Raw genomic sequence first — 14,688 nt, forward strand, 5'->3', positions numbered from 1 at the left:
TGTCCTGCGGTGGTCCCACCTGGGACCGCAACTGGACTTGCCGTGCGGCGGCCCCCGGGGAACCGCAACGGGGCTTGCTGTGGGCGGCACCCGGAACCGCAGCAGCGGCTTCCCGTAGGCGGTCTCACCCGGGATCGGGCCGGGACTTCTCGTGGGGCCATCCCGCCCGGGAGCCTGAACGGGACTTCCGCGGGTCCCGATTGGAAACTGGGATGGGGCGTCCTGCGGGGTGGTCCCACCCGGGGGACCGCAACGGGCCTCATGCGGGGCGGTCACTCGGGTAACGCAGCGGGCGTCCTGGGGGCGGCTCCGGCCGGGAGCAGGAGCGCGGGCTTCCCGTGGGTCGTCCCATCCGGGCATCGCAGCCGGGTGTTCGGCGGGCGATTCCGGCCGGGAGCTGGAAAGGGGCTGCCCGCGGGGCCGTCCCGCCCGGGCGCGGTGCGGGCTTCCCGCGCGGGCGTCCGCTCGGGAACCGCATCCCCGCTCCTGACCGGCCCGGAAGCCGCACGCGCCGAGGTCGCCCGAGATCGCGGCCGCCCGGCGACTTCCCGTAACCGCCTCCCGCCGGGGAGCACGCCGAGACCCCGCCCGTGCATGGTCCAGCGGCTACACAGCCCCGGAGCCGCACCCGCCGAGGGCGCCCGGAATCGCAGCCCGCCGAGGAATCCCCGAAACCGCCTCCCGCTGGGGAGCACGCCAGGACCCCGCCCGTGCATGGTTCTGCGGCCATATGCCCAGCGGCCACGCGAGGCCCAGTGGCTGCGCACCGCGTCGTGCGGCCACGCACCGTCGTGCGCCATGCGCAGTCATGCGGCCAAGGCGCCCGTGCGGCCAAGGCCCGTGCGGCCACACACGGGCCAAGCGGCGGTGCGCGTGACTACGGGGTTCGGGTGTGGTGGTTGACCGTTAGCAGGGTCTTGCCGGTGACCGTGCGCGACTCGATCGCCGCGTGCGCCTCGCCCGCCGCCTCCAGGGGAAGCGTCAACCCGATCGTCGGGCGCAGGCGCCCCGCCGCCGCCCGCGCCAGCGCCTCCTCGGCCAGCTCGCGCAGGTTCACCGGCGGGAAGCCGACCTGCTTGAGGCGCGCGTCGGCGGTGGTCATCGCGCCGCCCGCCATGCCGTACACGCTCAGCCGCCCCCCGTCCCTCAGCAGCTCCTGGGCGGCGGCGCCGATCTGGCCGCCGACGCCGTCGAAGACCACGTCGAGCGGCCCGCGCACCTGGTCGGTCCAGCCGGTGAGCGTGTAGTCGACGGTCTGCTCGGCGCCCAGGCGTTCGGCCAGTTCCCGCTTGGCCGCGCTGCTCGCCGCGCCGATCACGTGGGCTCCCGCCTCCCGCGCGAGCTGGACGAGCAGGCTGCCCACGCCGCCGCCCGCCGCCTCCACCAGCACCCGTTCGCCAGCCCGTACGTCCGCGGCTCGCATCAGCCCGACCGCGGTCCGGCCGTCGGCGAGCAGCGCCACCGCCCACTCGGGCGTCAGGCCCGCGGGCACCGGGATCAGGTCGGCCGCCGCGGCCACCGCCAGCTCGGCGTATCCGCCGTAGCCGCCGAGCGTACTCACCACCTGCGTGCCCACCAGCGAGTCGGGCACGTCGTCCGCCACGGCCAGCACGGTTCCCGCGACCCCGTTGCCGAGGATCGCGGGCAGCTCGGCCCGGCGCGGACCTCGGTCGGCACGTACCTGCGTCTCGACGAACGTGATGCCCGCTACCGAAACCCCGATCAACACCTGCCCAGGACCGGGGACCGGATCGGGCACCTCCTCCACGACCAGCGACTCGGGACCGCCGTACCGCCGCAGAACCACCGCACGCATGGCACACCTTCTCGATTATCGGAGCGTTACGCTCCGAAATCTATAACGGAGCGGTGCGCTCCGCAAGACGGCTATCCTGCTCCCATGGGCAAACGCGGCAGGCAGGCCGAAGCGGCGCGCAACGATCTGCGCCTGCTGGAGGCCGCGCATGAGGTGTTCACCACCCAGGGCTTCGACGCGCCCGTCTCGGCCATCGCCAAGCAGGCCGGCGTCGGCATGGGCAGCCTCTACCGGCGCTACCGCACCAAGGAGGAACTGCTCCAGCGCCTGTGCCTGATCGCGATGGAGCGGGTGGTCGAGGCCGCGGAGTCCGCGCTGGCCGACGACGATCCGTGGGAGGGGCTGGCGCGGTACGTGCGCCGTTGTGTCGGTTTCCGCTCCGGCGCGCTGGCTCCCGTCGCCGGCACGATCGAGGTCACGGACGAGATGTGGCGTACCTCCAGAAAAGCCACAGACCTCGCCGAACGCCTCATCGCCCGCGCACACGAGGCAGGCGTGCTCAGGACCGACGTGACCGCGCTCGACGTGTCGCTGCTCATGGAGCAGTTCAGCCGTCCCGCGCCTGGACCGCCCAGCGAGCGGCACCAGCACGTCAAGCAGCGCCTGCTGGCCATCGCGCTCGACGGCCTGCGCGCACCCGGCGTCACCGAGCTGCCCGGCGACCCGCCCGACCTCGAATGGTACGAAGGCCGCTGGGCGCCGCCGCCGGAATCCTGACCTCGGTCAACGTTTTCCCGATCTACGCTGGCCGCAGCGTCTACGGTGGCCTGGTGGGGTTCAACGAGCTGCTGCACGACCTCGAACCAGGCGCCGCCGCCCAGGCCGCCGGCATCAGCCGCGGACATCCCGGCCCGCCCGCCCGCGTGCTGAGCATCCGCACCGGGCCGGCCACCATGCGCTGCGCGTCGCTGCTCAAACCCCTCTATGCGTGGGTGACCGCGGCCCGAGCCCCGGACGCGGAACGCTGGCGGCGGCATGCCGAGCCGGCCGTCGTCGTCTCGTCCAACGCCGACACCAGGAATCTGTGGCTCGCGGTCGGACCGCGCGTCATCCTCGACGACCTCCACCAGCGCACCGGCGTGCGCTGGACGCCGCCGGCGGGCGACCCGTCCCGCTTCGGCGGCGTCGAGGTGGCCGCCGACGAGGTCGCCGCCGCCTACGCGGCGCTCGCCCAGGCCGGCGCCGCGGGTGACCCGGTCGCGGAGACCGTTCTGGGCTGGATGCGGCAGGTCAAGGGCGGCCAGACGTACGGCGCCCGCGAGGCCCTGCGCGCGCCGGAGGCCGGGATCAAGTGCGGCTGGTACGGCGAGCCCGACGAGACCTGCCTGCGCACGCACGCCGTGGCCGTCCTGCCACGCGGCGGCACCCGGGCCACGGTCGTGGTCGCGATGACCGCGGTGCCCTATCCCGACCGGCGCGAACGCGAAACCTACCAGGCCAGGGCGGCCGAGGGGCTGCCGGTCGAGGGCGAGCACGAGAGGGTGGCCGGCGCGCTGCTGCGCGGGCTGATGACGACCACGCTGACCGAACTCGGCTACCGGCACAGGAGACCGTCATGAGACTCACCGTGCTCGGCGGCTGCGGCGCCTGGCCGGCTGCCGGACAGGCGTGCAGCGGCTACCTGCTCGAACACGACGGCTACCGGGTCCTGATCGATCCCGGCTACGCCACCCTGCCCAGACTCCTCGAACGGATCGGCGCGGCTGAAGTGGACGCGGTGCTGATCACCCACGGACATCCCGACCACTGCGTCGACCTGAATCCGCTGCTGCGGGCCCGGGTCCTGGCCGACGAGCCGGCGTCCGCGCTGCCGGTGCACGCGCCGCCCGGTGCGCTCGACGCGGTGCTCGCCCTCGACAAGCCCAGGATGCTGGCCGCCGGCTACGTGGCGCACGACCTCGAACCCGGGGTGCCGCGCGAGATCGGGCCGTTCCGGCTGGACGCCTGGTCGCTGCCGCACCACGTGACCAACGCCGGGTTGCGGCTGAGCGCCGGCGGCCGGGTGATCGCCTACACCGGCGACACCGGTCCGGCCGCCGAGCTGGTGGACCTGGCCAAGGACGCGGACGTCCTGCTGGCCGAGGCCACCTATCCGGAGCGGGTGCCCGACGAGGACGCGCCGTACCTGTCGAGCGCGCTGGACGCGGGACGCACCGCCTCGGCGGCGGGCGTGGCCCGGCTGCTGCTCACTCACCTGTGGCCGGACACCGCTCCGGAACCGGCGCTGGCCGCCGCGGCCCGCACGTACCCCGGCGACCTCGCCGTCGCCACCCCGGGCCTGACGATGGACGTGTGAACCCGCCGCCCCAGTCGCCCCTCATCCAAGGCCGTGAATCCCGTAGGCCCTCACCCAAGGCGGCGGATCCTGTAGGCCGCTCGCCCAAGGCGGCGGATCCTGTAGGCCGCTCGCCCAAGGCGGCGGATCCTGTAGGCCGCTCGCCCAAGGCGGTGGATCCCGTAGGCCCTCCAATACGGCCGACCTCGTCGTTCCTCATCCGAGGCGGCCAACCCTGTAGGCCCTCATCCAAGGCGGCCGGCCCTGTCGCTCCTCACCCAAGGCTGCGGGTCTCGTAGGGCCTCATCCGAGGCAGGCAAGCCGGCCGACCCATGGCCCCTCACCCCAGCCCGCCGCCCCTTATCCGAGCTGGTCGACCCCGTCACCCTCACCCCAGCCGGTCGATCCCGTCGCCTCTCAGCCGTGCCGGGTGAGCTCCGCCACCACCTCGGCCAGGTTCGGCGGTTCCACGCCGGGCGGCAGTTCGGCGGCCCACTCGTAACCCAGGTACGCCTCGCGCTCCTCCTCGGTCAGTTCCCCCGGATCGACTTCCGGCCGCGCCCGCTCGAACCTGGCCAGGAAGAACGGCTCCGACTTCACGTACCGCACGCCGAGCCACTCGAAGTCGCGATCGACGTCCACCCATCGATCCAGCACCGCCGACCCCGGCAGCCCGGTCTCCTCGGCCAGTTCCCGCCTGGCCGCTTCGATGGGCGATTCGCCAGGATCGACCCCGCCGCCCGGCGGCTCCCAGACCTCCTGGCCGCTCACCCGGTCGTACCAGTGCATCAGCAGGACCCGGCCGTCGCGGTCCATGCACACGACCCGGGCGGCCGGGCGATCATTGTTGCTCAATTGGGTCCCCTTTTCCGTCTATAGCACTCATCGGAAAGCCGCTATTCACGAGATCACCTCACCCTGGAGATTCTCAAGCCGGATCATTCCAGCCCCCAGCGAGGAGTCCGTCCATGGCCCGATGGCGCATCCTGACCGCTCTCCTGGCCGCCGCGGTGCTGTTACCAGCGCCCGCCGCCTTCGCCGATCCGACGCCCCCGTCGCAGCCCCCGTCACAGCCACAGTCACAGCCAGAGTCACCGTCATCGCCCCCGTCGCAGCCCGAGGGCAAGGTGTTCAACGCCCGCGCCGCCGTCGCGGACCCGCTGCCCGTGCCCAACCTGCCGAACGGCATCAGCGCCGACAAGGTGCTGGTCATCGGCCTGGACGGGCTGCGCCACGACCGCATCGCCGCCGCCGACGCGCCCAACCTCGACGCCCTGATCGCGGGCGGCACCTTCGGCGCCAGCCTCCTGTACACCAACCCCATGGCGGCCACCTCCAGCGGCCCCGGCTGGTCGACCATCGCCACCGGGGTCTGGCCCGACCTGCACGGCGTCAGGGACAACTCGTTCACCGGCAAGAACTACACCCAGTACCCGGACTTCCTGACCAGGCTGGAGAACACGAACGCCGGCTACTCGACGTACGCGGCCATGGACTGGCAGGCGCTCGGCGACCACGGCACGTTCAGCACCAGGATCGACGCCAGGATCGTGCTGAACGGCGACGCGAACGGCTACCCGGCCGAGGACGAGCGCATCACCCAGGTCTCCGAGGCCGTGCTGCGTACCAAGAACCCGGACGCAGCCTTCGTCTACCTGGGCGCGATCGACATCGCCGGGCACAACAGCGGGGCCGGGTCGCAGGCGTACCTGAACACGATCCACGACTCCGACGCGCAGATCGGCCGGCTGCTCGCGGCGGTGCGGGCCCGGCCGACCTACGCCGCCGAGCGCTGGACGGTGATCGTCGCCACCGACCACGGGCACACCAACGCGGGCGGTCACGGCGGCTCCTCGATCGAGGAGCGCCGCACGTTCGTGCTCGCCTCCGGCCCCGGCATCGCGGCCGGCGCCAAGTCGGCCGACCTCCGCCTGGTGGACGTGGCGGCCACGGCCTTCAACGCGCTGAAGCTGCCCGTGCCGACCGGCATCGACGGCAGGCGCGCCGACCAGCGCGCCGGCGACCCCTTCGACGCGCTCACCCTCTCCTCCCGCGTGGACGAAACCGGCATCCCGGCCGGCGTGCTCGGCTTCACCCATACCCCGCCCTCCGGCTGGACGCTGGACGTGTCGAAGATGCCGACCGGCGGCATGCAGGAGTGGCGCGGCTGGTCGTTCACCACCGACGAGTTCTGGTCACGGGCGCAACGTGACCAGCAGCGGGAACTGAACGTGCGGGCCCGGGGCACGTTCGCGGTGGCCGACTCGGACGAATGGGACGACAAGGCCCACGGCAGCGGCCCGTTCGACTCCACGCTCGTGTCCCCCTCCTACAACGTGAGCGGCCGCACCTCTGTCACGATCAACTACGCCACCCACTACCGCGTCGAGGGCACCCAAAAGGCGCAGGTGCTGGTGTCGTTCAACGGCGGGGCGGACACGCTGGTCAAGAACTACACGGCGGACGTGATCGGCAAGAACGAGGCGCTCAAGGTCACGGTGCCCGCCGGGGCGACCTCGATGAAGGTCAAGTTCCACTACTTCGACGCCAGCAACAACTGGTACTGGGCCGTCGACCACCTGCGCATCACCTGACCCGCACGGACGCAGGCTCCGCAGCGACCACCATCCGCGCGACGGCGGCGGCAGGCCCGGCGAGCCCCCGAGGACCCGCCGGGCCCCGCTTCGACGCCATGCCGCCCGGGAACGCCGGTGCTGCCGGGAGGTCAGAGGCCGAGCGCCGGGGCGAGGGTGCGGAGCTGGGACAGGGCGTCGGCGAGGCTCGGGGCTCCAGGCGTGAGTGCCTGGAGCGCCACCTGGTCGGCGCCCGCGTCGAGATGCGCCCGCACCCGGGCCGCGATCGCCTCCGGATCGCCCCACGCCACGATGGCGTCCGCGAGCCTGTCGCTCCCGCCGGCGGCGAAGTCGTCGTCGGTGAAGCCGAGGTGGCGCAGGCTGTTGAGGTAGTTCGGCAGCCCGAGATAGTAGGACATGTGCTCGCGGGCGATCTCGCGGGCCCGCGCTGGGTCGGACTCCAGCACGAAGGCCTGCTCGGGCACCAGCAGCCGCCCCGCGCCGAGGATCTCGCGGGCCAGTGCGGTGTGCTCCGGCGGCACGAAGTACGTGTGCGCCCCGTCGGCGGACTCCCGCGACAACTCCAGCATCTTGGGCCGGAGCGCGGCCAGCACCCGCGGGGTGTCGGCTTTGGGCAGGGTGGGCAGGGCCGCGTCCATCTCGTCGAGGTAGGCGCGCATCTTGGCCAGCGGCCGGCTGTAGTCGTGGCCGCGCGTGCCGACCATCGACTCGTGGCTGACGCCGATGCCCAGCAGGAACCGCCCGGGATGGGCGTCGGCCACCGCGACCGCCCCCGCCGCCATGGCCGTCGCGTCGCGCGCCCACACGCTGGCGATGCCCGTGGCCACCACGACGCGCTCGGTCGCGGCGAGGACGACGCCCGCGATCACGATTGGGTCTTTGCTGCCACGGCCCTCGTTGACCCAGATCGAGCCGTAGCCCAGCCGCTCGATCTCGGCCGCGGCCCGCCGCGCCTCGTCCGCGGGCGCCTTGCCGATCAGGGGATGCCACACTCCAACGCGCCCGAGTTCCACGGCCGCTCCTCCCGGGTAGGATGTTCGATCGAGATGGAACACTACACCGATGTTCGACCCCCGTCGAACAGATCACGAACCCTGACCCACGCCTCCCCTCTGGAGGTGTCGCTCCAGGCCGCGCTCGACGCGCTCGGCGACCCGATCCGCCGCCGCATCGTGCGCGAGCTGGCCCAGGTGCCCGACTGGACACGTCCCTGCGGCACGTTCAACCACCTGCCGGTCAGCAAGTCCACGCTCAGCCACCACTTCAGCGTGCTGCGCAACGTGGGCCTGCTGGAGCAGCGCGACGAGGGCGCGCGCCGGCTCAACCGGCTGCGCCGCGCCGAGTTCGACGACCGCTTCCCCGGCCTGCTCACCCTGGTCTTCGCCGAGCCCCAGGCCGCCGATTCCTAGTTCGCCGAGTCCCAGGCCGCTGACTCCTAGTTCGCCGAGTCCCAGGCCGCTGACTCCTAGTTCGTCGAGCCCCAGGCCGCCGAGTCCCAGCTCGTCGAGCCCCGGGGCGCCGAGCCCGGGCCGCCGAGCGTCAGTTCGCCGAGCCCCGGGCAGACTGAGGCCCCGCTTCGGCGAACGCGGAATTGTCGGTGGCGTCGGCCATGCTGGGCCCCGGTCGTTCAAGGGGGTGCGCATGCCGATCCAGGTCGCCGGCCGACGCCGCTCGGCTCAGTCGCTGGCCAGGGAGTTCCCTGGCGCGGAGGTCATCGACGTCACGTCCAGGGCGGGCGAGCCGTGGGTGCGCTTCAGCCCGTTCTACCCGCACGGCGACATCCCGGTCCCCGGCTCGCCCGGCGTCACCGGGCAGTCCGTCGAGGGCATCTGGCAGGCGCTCAAGGTCTTCGAGAGCGCCGACATCGATCCCGCCAAGCTGGCCGTCACCAGCATGAAGGGGCTCAAACGCACGGTTCGCAAACACGGCCGGGTGCTCGGCCACCGCGACGGCCTGCACGGCACGCGCCTGCTGGCCTACGAGGAGGCCAGGCGCCGCATCTACCTGCCCGCCTACCGCTGGATCCTCCAGAACAAGATCGCCGACCTGGTCGAACGGCTGCGCGAGCGCGCCCGTGAAGGCGACGTCGTGCTGCTCGACTACACCGTCAACGGCGACGTCGCCGACCTGGCCACCCCGCTGTCGCACGCCGCCCTCATCCGCCGCCACCTCCTCGACGACTGGCCGGCCGAGCAGGATCACTTAGGCGCGGGAGCGCAGCCGTGGATGACGCCGAAGCGCGTGCGCGCGATCCGCAGCAGCTCCATGAAGTCCCGGTAGGCGTCCCTGCCCTTGGCCACCTCGGCCGCGCCCATGCTGAACCACGGCCGCCGCTTCCCGCAGCGGAACACCATGGTGGCGTGGTAGGGCAGGGCGTCCGGCGTCCGCCCGGTGTAGGCGAACAGCCCTTCGCCGAGATCGGCCGGCAGCGGCGAGGGGTCGGCGGAGTCGTAGTTGTCGCGCGCGACCCTGAGCAGGGTGTCGGCGTTCGAGCTGCCCCAGGTGAGGGAGAAGCGCCGGTAGTCGCTGTCGAGGCTGCACTGGCCGTGCGTCTCGGGCACGCCGCCGCTGCTCTCGCTCAGGGGCGCCGCGTAGCCGCTCATCACGCGCAGCGCCGGTAGCGGCACGAGCCCGCACCAGTACGGGCCACGGTCCTCCAAACGGGCCGGGGGCGGCGTGGGCACGGGCTCCGGAGCACTGCAACCGGGCACCAGCAGGACGGTCGTCACGACAAGGACGGCGGCCAGGTTGGGGGAGGCGCGGAAGGCCATGTCATTTCCGGGGGATCTTGAGGTGGTCATGGGATTCGACGTCCGCGCTGGTGTTCAGGCTGCTCTCGAGAGCAGCCGCGTTGTCCTGCATGTCAGACCAGTCCTCGGACCATTTGATGAAGTCGGCGAGCATTTTCGGCGAAGCGAGGATCTCCGGAATCGGCCTCAGCCGGATCGGCGGGTGGGTGGTGGCGAAAGACTGTCCCGCGATGTGGTTCAGCCCCTCCTTCTCGTAGTCCTCGTGCGAGATCGAGGCGGCGAGGAGCAGCTTCTCGATCACCTTCACCGCGCTCTGCCGTTCCGTTCCCGCTTGATGCAGGGCGCCGGGAGTGGTCAGTTCCGTCTTGATGAGCTGCCCGGCTATCCACGCGGACAGCGCCCCTGCGGGCACGTTCGCCGCCTTGCCCGCCAGCCACGCCCCGATCTCGCCCGCCACCTGGGTGCCGAACTTCCCCGCAGGCGAGACGAGCAGTCCCATCACCTCGTCGATCTTCGCCTTGACGTCCGCCTGGGCCTCTTCCCTGGTCTTGGACTCCGCCATCAGGGCCAGCCGCCGCGTCTCCAGGATGTAGCCGAGCATCTTGCCCTCGTGCCGGAACATGCTCTTCAGGTATTCGCCGCCACTCTTGCGGTACGACTCCTCGATCCTGTCGGACAGCCGGTTGTACTGAGCGGTCAGCAGGTCTTTGAACGCCTGCTCGTCCCTGCCCACGAAGAGGAACAGCCAGGTCATGTCCGCCGGTTGCAGCCCCTTGAACCGGGGGTCGTCGGTGTAGGCGCTCGAGATGGCGTCGAATTGAGCCACCATCGCGGCCCCCAGCGGCCTGCGGAGGAAGGCCATCTCCTCCAGCTTGCCGGGGTCCTTGATCTTGAGATCCTCCCCGGACACGTACGCCCCTTCCAGGCGCTTCCTGGTCAGGCCGAGCAGTTCCTCGGTCAGCCGGGCGCCGGCGGAGCTCTTGTCGGTGAGCGCGGTGCGCAACATCCTGCCCAGCGGCTCCTGGGACCTGGTGTGCTTGAAGACCGCCCAGCGTTGCGTCATGAAGTACGACAGGATGGTCCGCTTCCCGCCGTCCAGGCGGTAGCTGAGCAGGGCCTGCGCCGCCGGCGCGGAGAAGCCCGCCGCGTGCACCAGGTCGTCGATCACCGACGAGCCGGTGGGCGGTTTGCCGGGGTCGGTGATGGCCGGGCCGTACAGATTGCGCGTCTTCAGCAGGGCCGCCAGGTCCATCAAGGTGCCCGAGACGCGCCCGTGCAGGGCCTCGCTCTGCTTCCAGCGCGACTCGTAGGCCCGCTTCTCCTGCGCGACGGCATCCGCGCCGACGGTCTCCATGAACTTCGCCGAGAACGGCGGCCTCCCGTCGCTGGCCCGCCAGACCAGCGCCTGCGCCTGATACCCGAGGTACGTCATGTCGTCGATCTTGTGTTCCTTGCGGCCCTCCACCACCAGACCGTTGAGGAACTTGTCACCGAGATAGGCCGGGTCCGCCGGATCGGTGCCCTTGGCCAGCGCGGCGGAGAGCGTCTTCAACGCCAGCGTGCTCTGCCGGGCCAGGGCGGTGGTGTCCTCGCCGCGATCAGCGGCGTCGCGCAGCCGTTTGGCCAGCACGGCCGGCAGCTCGGTGGCGATCCGCGGGTCGATCTTGGACAGGAACCCTTTGATGAACTCCGGGCTCGGGTTCTTGCCCGCGAACTTCTCCAGCTCCGCGAGCGCCTTGCGGGGGTCTCCCCGCACCGCGGCGGCGGCCGCGTTGCCGGCCAGTTGCCCGCGAGCCGCCTCCAGCGAGTCGGGCACGCGGATGAAGGACGACCCGGCCATGGGCATGCCGAGGTCGATCTTCTGGCGTTCCATGTCGCGCACGATCTGCTGGCGTCGGCGCAGGTCCTTGGCCTGCTTGTCGGCGCGGGCGGCGAGCGCACGGGCGCGCTGGGCGGGAGCGGTGTCGAGCCCGGCCCTGGCGAGCTCCGCGTGCAGCTTCTCGCCCAGGTCGGTGAGCTGTCTGGCGGCCAGCGCGTGCTTGTCCACGAGCTGGTCGAATTCCGGCTTCTTGACTCCGGAGTATCCCGGTTCGGCCATCACGGGGCACCCGGCCTGGGGATGTTGCGCTCGGCGTCCTCGACCGCGCTGGTCAGCAGGGCACGCAGGCCGCGCTGGTCCTCGTGCACGTCCTGGCCGAAGCGTTCACCGGCCGGGCCCACCCACGCCTGGCCCTCCAGCAGCGTGCAGGAGGGGTGGAGCGTCCACCAGTGCTCGTCGGACAGGGCCTTGATGCTGCGCAGGGCCGCCTCCGCCGCGGCGCGATCGGGGTCGGGCATGCCGATCTCCTCGAAGAGGCAGACAGGGGCAAATGACACCTGGGTCTCAACACGATAAACGCAGGGTCGCCGAGTAATCAGTCGAATGATGCGGAACCGGTCTAACGTTTCATCGCGCCGTCGGCGATCGCGTCGGCGGCCTCGCCGATGGCCATGCCGACGATCTCCAGCCGCCGCACCAGCTCCCGCTCCTTCATCGCGTCGGGCGTCAGCTCGCCGGAGAAGATGCGGGAGATCTCGTACTGGTACATCCGGCGGATCGCGCCGCCGGCCTTCTTGGCCTCCAGGGCGTCCTGCACCACCGCCGACGGGCGGGAGGCCAGGTCGCGTACGGCGTTCTCCAGCGCGTCGATGCCCACGATGACCTGGTCGAGCAGCGGCGTGAAGCGGATCTGGTCGGGCACCCGGTACAGATGCGACTCCCGGACGAAGTCGCGCAGCGAGTCCAGCACGTCGTCGATCGAGCGCGACAGCCGGAACAGGTCCTCCCGGTCGATCGGGATGACCAGGGCGGTTCTGAGCTCGTCCACCAGCCGGGCGCGTTCCTCGTCGCCGAGGTGCTCGATGGCGCGCATCTGCTCGTGCGCGCCGGTGCGGCCCACCTCGCCGCCGATCATGGCCATGGCCAGCCACGCGCCTTCCTTGGTGGCCTCCAGCTGGCCGAGCAGCGCCTCGGTGAGCGCGCTGTCCATGCGTCCGGTGATGAGGTCCTTGATGCGCCGCAGTCGCTTCATCCTCTCAACCCCTTCAGTACGAAGGCCGCGACCCCGGCCAGCAACGCGGCGGCGGGGAGGGTGAACAGCCAGGCCGCGACGATCTTGACGGCGGCGTACCAGCGGACCCGGCCGCTGCCCACGGCCACGCCGGCGCCGATGAGACCGCCGGCGATGGCCTGGGTCATGCTCACCGGCATGCCCACGGCCGCGCAGGCGATCACCGAGGTGCCCGCGGCCAGCTCGGCGGCGACCCCGTGCGCCGGTCTGGAGACGATGATCTCCCTGCTCAGCGTGCGTCCAGCCTTGGGCAGGCCGTACAGCGCGCCGATCCCGAACAGGACGGCCACCAGCGTCGTGTACGGCAGCGGCGCCCCGGCGAAGCCCAGCGCGATCATGAACACGGCCAGCATCTTCTGCCCGTCATTGGCCGCGTACGCGACGGTCTGCAGCAGGAACGCGGCCCAGTGCCAGGACGACAGCCCGCGTGCGGTGGTGATCGCCACGAGTGCCCGGATCAGCACCCAGGCCAGCAGTCCGCCCGCGATGGGCGCGGCCACGCCGAAGGCCAGCACGAGCGCCACGGACCCGGGCGAGACCGGCAGCCCCCACCCCACGCCGGCCCCGGTGAGCCCGCCGACGATGGCCAGCGTGAGGCTGGTCGGCCGGCCGCGCGAGCTCAGCCAGGTGACCACGGCCAGCGCGGAGATCACCGCGACCGTCATCGCGATCTTCGAGCCGGGCCCGTCGAAGGTGGCCAGCCGGGTCACGAACGTCACCGCCACCTGATGGCTCAGCAGCGGCACCAGCGCCACCAGCACCACCAGCGTGAGGATGCCGGTCGCCGGCCGCACCGTGGGCAGTTTGAGCCCGGTCGCGAGCAGGGCGCCGCCGTCGTTCACCCCGGACACGATCGCGAACAGACCGGCGACCGCGATCAGTGCGACGGCGTCCAACGGCATGCGCTCCATCCCAGTCCGCCCAGATCAGGCAGGACAAGTCCGATTCACTTATGGCCCTCATAGCGAAAAGACGGCTGCCGGCCGCCATATCTCCCCGGATAGCGTCTGTTATGCCTCAATAGCTACCCAAGATCGAGTGGATGATGGACGAAGAGCTCATTCTGCTGAATCCCGGGCCGGCGTGTACGTCCAAGCGGGTCAAGGACGCCCTGCTCAGAGGAGACCTCTGCCACCGCGAGCCCGAGTTCACGGAGTTGCTGTCCCGGATCCGCGAGGCGCTGCCCCGCAGTCTGAACCTCGCCGGCACGCACGAGGCGCTGCTGGTCACCGGCTCGGGAACCGCGGCCATGGAGATGGCGGTCATCAGCTCGGTCCGGGCCGGCCGGGGCGTGCTCGTCGTGAACAACGGCGTTTACGGCGACAGGATGATCAAGATCGCGCAGGCGAACGGAATCCCGTTCCACGAGGTCAAGAGCGACTGGACGGTCCCGGCCGACCCCGAGGCCGTCCGGGCCGCGCTGGCCGGCCGCGACGACGTCGACGCGGTGATCTGCGTGCACCACGAGACCACCACCGGCCTGATCAACCCGATCAAGGAGATCGGCGAGGTCGTCGCCGAGCACGGCGCGCTGTTCGTCATCGACGCCATCTCCGGCACCGCCATCGAGGACCAGGACCTGGCCGAGGTCAAGGCCGACGTCGTCTGCGGCACCGCGAACAAGGGGCTGCACGGCCTGCCCGGCATGTCGTTCATCCTGTGCAGCGACCGGTCGATCGAACGCGTCCAGCAGGTCCCGGCGCGCAGCCTCTACCTGAACGCCGCCAGCTACCTGGCCGGCCAGCGCAAGGGCGACGTGCCGTTCACCCCGGCCGTGCAGGTCTGCTACGCCTTCGACGAGGCCATCAAGGAGTACGAGGAGTCCGGCGGCTTCGCCGCCAGGACCAAGCTGTACCGGGAGCGCGCCGCGCTGGTGCGCGCCCAGTTCGAGCGGCTCGGCCTGCGGATCCTGGTCGATGAACGGTTCAGGTCCAACACGGTGACGATGCTTCATCTGCCGGACGGCGTCACGTACCGAAGCCTTCACGACGAGCTGAAGAAGCGCGGCTACGTTATCTACGCCGGTCAGGGGCAACTATCCGCGGACTTCTTCAGGATCTGCACGATGGGCGAGATTCCCTGGCACCGGCTGGAACAGCTCGAGGACGCGCTCCGAGAGTCGATCGAGGCAGCTAGGGGTTAA

Annotated in this window: 15 protein-coding genes; 7 read left to right on the top strand and 8 right to left on the bottom strand. The window is 71.3% G+C overall.

Annotated features, from left to right (window positions below; genetic code table 11):
• Positions 1 to 877: 877 nt before the first annotated feature.
• Positions 878 to 1,816, bottom strand: a complete 939-nt coding sequence (locus HII36_RS26895; RefSeq protein ID WP_173526038.1) for a zinc-binding dehydrogenase — start codon at positions 1,814 to 1,816, stop codon at positions 878 to 880.
• An 84-nt stretch (positions 1,817 to 1,900) separates the two neighbouring features.
• On the opposite strand from HII36_RS26895, the gene HII36_RS26900 reads away from it, so the two are divergent.
• The 3 genes from HII36_RS26900 to HII36_RS26910 are packed head-to-tail and all read left to right on the top strand — an operon-like array spanning position 1,901 to position 4,112.
• On the top strand, positions 1,901 to 2,533 hold the full coding sequence (locus HII36_RS26900; RefSeq protein WP_217370007.1) for a TetR/AcrR family transcriptional regulator: 633 nt from the start codon (positions 1,901 to 1,903) through the stop codon (positions 2,531 to 2,533).
• Positions 2,534 to 2,586: 53 nt separating this feature from the next.
• A complete protein-coding gene (locus tag HII36_RS26905) occupies positions 2,587 to 3,375 on the top strand; it encodes a hypothetical protein (protein WP_173526039.1) in 789 nt (262 codons plus the stop codon).
• Positions 3,372 to 4,112, top strand: a complete 741-nt coding sequence (locus tag HII36_RS26910; protein ID WP_173526040.1) for an MBL fold metallo-hydrolase — start codon at positions 3,372 to 3,374, stop codon at positions 4,110 to 4,112. Before HII36_RS26905 ends, HII36_RS26910 begins: the two co-directional genes overlap by 4 nt.
• 396 nt (positions 4,113 to 4,508) lie before the next feature.
• Here the strand turns inward: HII36_RS26910 and HII36_RS26915 are convergent, their stop codons facing one another.
• Entirely contained in the window at positions 4,509 to 4,946 is a 438-nt protein-coding gene (locus HII36_RS26915; RefSeq protein ID WP_236003901.1) for an NUDIX hydrolase, read from the bottom strand.
• Between the two features lie 113 nt (positions 4,947 to 5,059).
• Here HII36_RS26915 and HII36_RS26920 point away from each other — a divergent pair, with 113 nt between their 5' ends.
• The gene (locus HII36_RS26920; protein ID WP_173526041.1) at positions 5,060 to 6,685 is read left to right on the top strand and encodes an alkaline phosphatase family protein; all 1,626 of its coding nucleotides are present in this window, start codon (positions 5,060 to 5,062) and stop codon (positions 6,683 to 6,685) included.
• A 131-nt stretch (positions 6,686 to 6,816) separates the two neighbouring features.
• On the opposite strand, the gene HII36_RS26925 is transcribed toward HII36_RS26920, so the two are convergent.
• Positions 6,817 to 7,698, bottom strand: coding sequence for a TIGR03620 family F420-dependent LLM class oxidoreductase (locus HII36_RS26925; RefSeq protein ID WP_173526042.1), 882 nt, complete (start codon positions 7,696 to 7,698; stop codon positions 6,817 to 6,819).
• Between the two features lie 105 nt (positions 7,699 to 7,803).
• Here HII36_RS26925 and HII36_RS26930 point away from each other — a divergent pair, with 105 nt between their 5' ends.
• Positions 7,804 to 8,094, top strand: coding sequence for an ArsR/SmtB family transcription factor (locus tag HII36_RS26930; RefSeq protein WP_328807912.1), 291 nt, complete (start codon positions 7,804 to 7,806; stop codon positions 8,092 to 8,094).
• 232 nt (positions 8,095 to 8,326) lie between these two features.
• Positions 8,327 to 8,965 carry a DUF6939 family protein gene (locus HII36_RS26935; protein WP_236003902.1) on the top strand — a complete coding sequence of 213 codons (639 nt, stop codon included), beginning with the start codon at positions 8,327 to 8,329 and terminating at the stop codon, positions 8,963 to 8,965.
• On the opposite strand, the gene HII36_RS26940 is transcribed toward HII36_RS26935, so the two are convergent.
• The 5 genes from HII36_RS26940 to HII36_RS26960 form a co-directional block, all read right to left on the bottom strand.
• Positions 8,884 to 9,456, bottom strand: coding sequence for a hypothetical protein (locus tag HII36_RS26940; RefSeq protein WP_173526044.1), 573 nt, complete (start codon positions 9,454 to 9,456; stop codon positions 8,884 to 8,886). The two genes, HII36_RS26935 and HII36_RS26940, sit on opposite strands and share 82 nt — an antisense overlap.
• A gap of 1 nt (position 9,457) precedes the next feature.
• A complete protein-coding gene (locus HII36_RS26945; RefSeq protein WP_173526045.1) occupies positions 9,458 to 11,533 on the bottom strand; it encodes a hypothetical protein in 2,076 nt (691 codons plus the stop codon).
• Complete coding sequence (locus HII36_RS26950) at positions 11,533 to 11,772, bottom strand: hypothetical protein (protein ID WP_173526046.1); 240 nt, start codon at positions 11,770 to 11,772, stop codon at positions 11,533 to 11,535. Before HII36_RS26950 ends, HII36_RS26945 begins: the two co-directional genes overlap by 1 nt.
• A gap of 101 nt (positions 11,773 to 11,873) precedes the next feature.
• On the bottom strand, positions 11,874 to 12,506 hold the full coding sequence (locus tag HII36_RS26955; protein WP_173526047.1) for a DUF47 domain-containing protein: 633 nt from the start codon (positions 12,504 to 12,506) through the stop codon (positions 11,874 to 11,876).
• On the bottom strand, positions 12,503 to 13,447 hold the full coding sequence (locus HII36_RS26960) for an inorganic phosphate transporter (protein ID WP_236003903.1): 945 nt from the start codon (positions 13,445 to 13,447) through the stop codon (positions 12,503 to 12,505). The genes HII36_RS26955 and HII36_RS26960 overlap by 4 nt, the downstream gene beginning before the upstream one ends.
• A 140-nt stretch (positions 13,448 to 13,587) precedes the next feature.
• On the opposite strand from HII36_RS26960, the gene HII36_RS26965 reads away from it, so the two are divergent.
• A complete protein-coding gene (locus HII36_RS26965) occupies positions 13,588 to 14,688 on the top strand; it encodes a pyridoxal-phosphate-dependent aminotransferase family protein (RefSeq protein WP_173526048.1) in 1,101 nt (366 codons plus the stop codon).

This window comes from Nonomuraea antri (assembly GCF_013283785.1).
Classification (GTDB): Bacteria; Actinomycetota; Actinomycetes; order Streptosporangiales; family Streptosporangiaceae; genus Nonomuraea; species Nonomuraea antri.